General features: G+C 68.5%; 2 protein-coding genes. Both read right to left on the minus strand.

Features of this window, described 5'->3' with window-relative positions; all coding sequences use genetic code 11:
• The coding region (locus AC6CDK_RS17680; RefSeq protein ID WP_496639949.1) for an ASKHA domain-containing protein at positions 1–1,227 on the minus strand (1,227 nt) is incomplete at its 3' end.
• On the minus strand, positions 1,214–1,986 hold a 773-nt coding region (gene selD, locus AC6CDK_RS17685; protein ID WP_496639950.1), incomplete at its 5' end, for a selenide, water dikinase SelD. The genes selD and AC6CDK_RS17680, both read right to left, overlap by 14 nt.

Genomic DNA, 1,986 nt, shown 5'->3' on the forward strand with positions numbered 1-1,986 from the left:
ACCCGAGAGGGGAATCACCCGGAGCGCCCGGGCCAGTCGATCAACGGCCTCGAACCCCTCCGGGGCGGTCAGTGCCTTTTCGACACCGGCCAGGGCACCCTCCCGGACGAAACGGGTCGTTTGTACCATCTTTTCCGTGAAAATTCCAATGAATTTTAGGCTCCGGGGTGAGAGAACCGCGCCGAAAGAGCCGGTCAGGACAACCTCTTCAATATCCTCACACCGGATGTGGGCCCGTTCGCACAGGACCTCCATGCCGGCGCGGATTGCCCCCTTGGCGAGCTGCACCTGGCGGATATCCTCCTGGGAGAGATAGATGGTCCGCGCCGCATCCCGATGAAGGATGAACGCGGGCTCCCCGCCCACCGTTCCCATGCGGGCGCCGACGGGTGACGCGATCTCTTCCGGCGGCAGAAGGCGGCCGGTGGAGTCCAGAAGCCCCTCTTCCAGCAGGAGCGCAACCGTGTCCAGCACCGCAGAACCGCAGACACCGAGGGGCTGGCCGCCTCCGATCGTCGTGACGCGCACGCGGTCTCCATCCCGGACGATGCCGTTCACGGCCCCCGGCAGGGCAGCCATGCCGCAGGCGAGCCCTCCCCCCTCGAAGGCGGGACCGGCGGCGGCCGATGTGCCCAGCAGCACATCACCGCACTGGAGAACCATCTCGCCATTGGTTCCCATGTCCAGAAACAGACGGGGAGCAGGGCACGGGGCACACACATCGGGAACACCGAACAGGAAGGCTACCGTGTCGCCGCCCACAAAGCCGCCCGGCAGCGGGAAGAGCGCGACCCGGCCGGACAGGTCCCACCCCAGGTCTGTCGCGGGAATATTCGTGGAGGTCGAGAACAGCGGACGGTAGGGGGGGTATGCCAACCGGACCACGGGGAGCCCGAGCAGGAGGTGTTCCATGGCAGGGTTGCCGGCCACGGCCACCATACGCAGGCGATCCCGTGCCTCGCCGGCGCTGTCGAGCAGACGGACCGCGAGGCGGTACAACTCCTCCCTGACCAACGCGGCCATGCGTTGCAGCGACTCACCGGAACGACAGGCGGCATCGAGCCGCGAGACCACGTCGGCGCCGAATTCCCGCTGGGGGTTCAGGGACCCGGCGGACGCCAGCCTTTCTCCGGAGGACAGATCGACCAGCGAAGCGGCAAGGGTGGTGGTGCCCAGGTCAACGGCAATGCCGAGGCCTGGATCAACGTTGGAGTCAGACGATGTCAACGGCGCACTCCCCGGCGGGGAGGACCTCCCCCACCTCCAGGGCAAACAGCCCCCGGTCGCCGGCCGCAGCGAGGAACCGGCCGGCGGAGGACGGAGACAGGGACAGGAGAAGCCCCCCCGATGTCTGGGGATCGAAGAGGGGAAGAAGCCGGTCGTCGTCGCTGCGGGGCGCGCCGACAAAGGGTGCATAGTGATCCCTGTTGCGATAGCAGCCGGCCGGCACGAGCCCGTCGGCCACCAGGCCCATGACGCCGTCCAGCACCGGCACCTGTTCCAGGTGAAGACGCAGGGTCACCCCTGCCCCCCGAGCCATCTCGCAGGCGTGTCCGACCAGGCCGAAACCGGTCACGTCGGTACAGGCGGAGGCCCCGCTCTCGAGCATGAGTCCCGCGGCTTCGGCGTTCAGCGTGGTCATCCAGCGGACGGCTTCGGCCGTGAGCGCAGCCGGTGCCATGTCGGCCTTGATCGCCGTCGAGACGATGCCGGTGCCGAGCGGCTTGGTGAGCACCAGCCGGTCCCCGGCACGTGCAGTGGCATTGCGCACCACGCGCGACGGACTGATGAGTCCGGTCACGGCCAGGCCGTACTTGAGCTCGTCGTCCTCCACCGTATGGCCGCCCACGAGACAGGCCCCCGCCTCGCGCAGGGCGTCGTGCCCGCCGGCCAGAATGGCGGAAAGGACCGACCCCGGCAGCGCGCACGCCGGGACGAAGACGAGGTTCATGGCCGTGACCGGCCGCCCGCCCATGGCGAAGACAT

This window comes from Geobacter sp. PheSNFMC, assembly GCF_059620965.1.